This is a genomic window from Pedobacter miscanthi, from assembly GCF_032678605.1.
Taxonomy (GTDB): Bacteria; Bacteroidota; Bacteroidia; order Sphingobacteriales; family Sphingobacteriaceae; genus Pedobacter; species Pedobacter miscanthi_A.
This window is the reverse complement of sequence record NZ_JAVTSU010000048.1, coordinates 1-4,405: the sequence shown is the minus strand read 5'-3', so window position 1 is coordinate 4,405 and position 4,405 is coordinate 1. Positions and strand designations below refer to the sequence as shown.

4 protein-coding genes are annotated in these 4,405 nt (G+C 38.5%); 2 read left to right on the top strand and 2 right to left on the bottom strand.

The window, feature by feature from the left end:
- A partial coding sequence (locus R2R28_RS28925) for a Calx-beta domain-containing protein (protein WP_316829138.1) occupies nt 1-2,787 on the bottom strand: 2,787 nt, incomplete at its 3' end.
- Nucleotides 2,788-3,253: 466 nt separating this feature from the next.
- Between R2R28_RS28925 and R2R28_RS28920 the strand changes: the two genes are divergently transcribed.
- Both R2R28_RS28920 and R2R28_RS28915 read left to right on the top strand, forming a co-directional pair.
- On the top strand, nt 3,254-3,379 hold the full coding sequence (locus R2R28_RS28920) for a hypothetical protein (protein WP_316829137.1): 126 nt from the start codon (nt 3,254-3,256) through the stop codon (nt 3,377-3,379).
- 1 nt (nt 3,380) lies between these two features.
- A complete protein-coding gene (locus R2R28_RS28915) occupies nt 3,381-3,554 on the top strand; it encodes a hypothetical protein (protein ID WP_316829136.1) in 174 nt (57 codons plus the stop codon).
- Nucleotides 3,555-3,582: 28 nt separating this feature from the next.
- Here R2R28_RS28915 and R2R28_RS28910 read toward each other — a convergent pair whose 3' ends face one another.
- The gene (locus R2R28_RS28910; protein ID WP_025146884.1) at nt 3,583-4,230 is read right to left on the bottom strand and encodes a response regulator transcription factor; all 648 of its coding nucleotides are present in this window, start codon (nt 4,228-4,230) and stop codon (nt 3,583-3,585) included.
- Between the last annotated feature and the right edge of the window lie 175 nt (nt 4,231-4,405).

Below are 4,405 nucleotides of genomic sequence, written 5' to 3'. Positions count from 1 at the left end.
ATCGTTGGTTACGGTAACCGGAACGGTAACGGTAGTCTGACCAGCCAAAATAGTAGCGGTAGTTGGAATGGTTGTATAATCGGTACCATTGGTAGCCGTTCCGCCAACTGTATAAGTAACCGTAGTATTGGTAGTACTTGGTTTACTCATGGTGAACACGAACGAACCGTTGGTACCTGGTTCTGCACCATCTGTTGTAGCAACAGTAATGGTTGATACATCATTGTCGGCAATATTTACAGTTGCCGTCAAGTCAGATGCATTAAGTGCAGTTGTTGTTGCCGGAGTTGTAGCATTACTAACGCTTGTAATTGTTAAAATTACAGTTTCAGTCGGTTCTACAATGTTATCATCAAAAACCGTAACAGGGATTGTTGCGGAAGTTTGACCGGCCAATATCGTTGCTGATCCAGATAAAGGCGTTGCTATATTATAATCAGTACCATTAGTAGCTGTTCCGGCAATAGAATAGTTTACAACAGTGTTACCAGCAACTGCACTTGTAATATTAACGGTAAAAAGTCCGTTGGTACTCGGTTCTGATGCATTTGGCGTTGTGGCCACAATGCTTACCGATGCCGGAACAATAACATTTGCGGCAGTTTTGATATTATTACAACCTACCCCACTCGAACCTCCGTTACATTCGATATCCGGATCATTCGAATATGGTAGAGCATCACTCGTTGCATCAGGGTCAGTAACATCATTTGGCCGTAAAATAGTGGCCCTTGGATTTATCGTTGTGTTACTCAATGCAGTTCCTATTGTTCCTGTTATGGTATAGGTAATTTGAGAATCACTTGTCATATCCAACAGCGACGAATATTTAGTTGATGTTGTAGAAGGACTTGTTTCGCTGATTGTTCCAGAATTAACAACCTTGTTAACAGAAGTGATTGTAAATCCATTAGGATATTCGAACCCAAATTTTGCGCCCGTAACCGGACTCACACTTTCGTTACCTACCGTAGTTCTTCTTAAATTTTGAACAACAACGGTATAGGTTACCGTATTGCCGATTTTAACAGTTGTAACAGATGGCGTGATACTGGCAACAGCAAGATCGGCCTGTAGAATGGTGGTATTTACCGTGGTTGTTACAGCCGCTCCAGGCACAAATGAATAAGTATCCATCCCTCTTTCGTTACCATAATCGGTTAAACCTGCACCGGGGTTAGCCCCCCACTTGTGCCCGCTGGCCGTACTCGAAGATCCATTTGTACCAAAAAGAACCTTATTCGGTGCAGAAGGGGTTGAAGATGCAGAATTACCAGTGGTTGTTATATTTGAATCATCCCAATATACGGCATCACGCACAGGACTAAAAGAAGCATAATTTCCATCTTTTGTCAATTGTTCAATAACAGTACCTGAAGGATTAATTTCAGTATCAATAAACGGGAAGTGCACTTCAGCACCAAATACCTGTACAATAATAGAACTAACTGTACTTCCCGGAGGCACCGGGTTTCCTGCAATTAAAGGGTCTAATTGTGTTCCTGCTTTTGCATCCCAGGTAACATCATTGTGCCCTGCGGTAACAATCCCTGTTAATATACGATCAAAAAACTGACCATTACCAGGAATCGTAATCTTATAAAGTCCGTTTATATTAGAATCAAAACCTATAACAGCACCTTTTGAACTCGCTTTATTAGGTGTTCCTTCAACGCCTTTAAAAGTAACAGCTTCAGCTTTTGGATCTTCAGGATTTGTCTTTTTAAGCCAGGTAGAACTACCTTTATTCAAGGCTGTTTCTGGTAAATCTGCAGCAGGTTTAGTGTAAAATATTTTATGTGTTACATTCGTTCCATCATCAGCCGTACTGGGGTCTCTAACCGGGATATTTGAGGTACTATTATAACTTTTATAAGTTGGAGAACCTGCCCCCGCAGGAAGTGTAGTAAACCCTTGATTGTTTACAAAAAATGTAAAACCAACCCCCATCTGGCCATTATTACTTACGAGATAAGAAAAGCCATCTTTTGTCATCACATAAAATTTCCCATAAAACCCATTTCCTGTTGCAAAATCAGCAGCAATATGACCATTAAAAACATTGGTGTAAACACGGCCGGTTATAAATGGATTAGCTGCCAGCGTACCAACAGTTTCCGAGCTACTTCTTCTAACAGAAACGTCCCAGGCCGCTACTAAAGCCTGATCAGTAGGTTGAGTCCAGGCTCCATCTGCTGTTATATTCGGCACGTTTGGAATAGTGCCTTGACCTACATTAGGCGAAACAAAATCTATTTCCCATATCCCATCTCCTTCAGCCGCAGTAACCTGGTGTTTATAAGCTGAATAAGCGTTAACATTAGCAGAAGGTTTTGGCCCTGCCTTTTCAGCATCACGGCTCGCAATTACCCCAACAGTTGTACTATTTCCCGAATTATCCGTTGCATTTGATCTGGCCGTATTAGGTACCACCCCCGGAGCAAATAAGCGAATGGTTCCACCACCAACGCCCTGAGCACTGGAAGCCACATAAATCCAATCGCCAACTTTTGCAAATACCTTCATTGTACCAGGACTCTGATATGGCCAACTTACCGTTGCATTAACCGCGGTAGAGCTTAGTAAAAAAGCCCTATGACCGCTAGCTCCATTTGGATACAAATCTTTACTTCCATCAGCAAAAGCCGAATTCAGATTCGTAAAAAGAAGTACAAAGGAGAAAAAAAGTGTGAACGAAAAATATTTACCGAAAAAATTCGTTAAATGATTAGCAGTCCTCGAAAAAGCCCGTGCAGGGATACACAGGGAGAGTAAATTTTTATTCATACGCGGGATAATAGAGCGGCTACCTCATTGGGGATAATGCAACCTTTTAAAGCTATTTGTCGGTTTTAGAACCACTTACGTAATCTTAAAACTTATGGTTTTTAAAAAATGAATAAATATTTCTATTTCTAAATAGATTGTTCATTCTGTTCATTTTGGGGGCAAAGATATATTATTCGAGTATCATTATTTTTACTCAACCAGCTATTTGTGTAGTACAAAAACTACACAACTCAATAAATTTGATATTTGTCATTAAAAATATCCCTCTATTGAATTCCAGAAAGCTTTTTAAAATGTGTACAACCCTGATATCTTTGATATTGATCAAATATATACTCACAACCTACAGCTATATAATAATTTTGTCATATTAATAATACACCTCGCAATCAAACTGTTTATGCTATTTATTCCACAACATCAGCATTACGAGTTGGGCTAAAACGTATTATAAGATTAGCAAATGAATGATAATAAAGCAGAGGGATCAGAAAGAGGAAAGATTTTCCGGAAAAATAAAATGATTATACCGGTTGCCATAAAACTTTGGACTTTTTATGGTGTTATCAATGTAGGTAAAACGAATTGATATGAAAACGAAAAATAAAGAAAATGCGGATAAAACAAAAGGGAGCTCAAAAGAAAAGGCATCTTTTGACCAGAACGGAAAAGGTGCTTCCGACAAATTCGGCCAAGCTGGATCAACCCCTAACGAATCAGGAGAAGCCGGCACGGGTACCGTAAATAAAGATAAAAAGGCTTAAAAAAGATAAAAAGAGTAAAATACTCTTTTTATCTTTCGTAGATGCTCATTTTTTCGGCAAGCTCTATGATGCTTTTTATTTTCAGTTTTTGGAATAACCTCAATTTATAAGTGCTCACGGTACCCATCTGAAGGTTTAACTGATTAGAAATTTCTAATACACCAATACCTTTTGTAAGTAATTCTGCAACTTCTAATTCCCTGCCCGAAAGTTTGGTAAAAGGATTATCGGCATCGTTACCCAAAATGCTATTGAACATATTTTCTTTAACGTTTCTGCTCGAATAACGGCTGCCAGCTAAAATAGTAGTGATGGCTGTTACAATTTCAGATTCTTCTGCATTTTTGGTTAAGTAACCTGATGCACCGGATTTTAAATATGGAACCGCATAAATATTCTCATTCAACGATGAAAATACCAGGATCTTAGCATTTGGCTGTACTAATTTTAACTGATCAATCACTTTAAGGTTATTACCCCCAGGCAAGTTCACATCAATAATAATTAAACTCGGCGACTTTTCTGTTTCGATAAGCGCTTGTTCTAAAGTTGATGCATGGATGATCTCAACACCAGGCCAAAAGTCTGATATTAAACCTTTTAAACCACGACGGATGATTTCATGATCATCAGCGATGAGTACTGTAAAAGTACTTACGGCATTTTTTGTCTTCATTATTTTAAGAATATTCTGCAAGTTAGTAAAAAGTTACTTTTTTGTACGCAATTGTAGTGAATTTTTTGGCTAAATGTGTAAATATTATTATACACAACTAAAAAATTTTGTTTAAAACACTCTTGGCGTAGCTAATCTGATGTTTGGTTTAATGAATGAATAAGACAGCGAGATC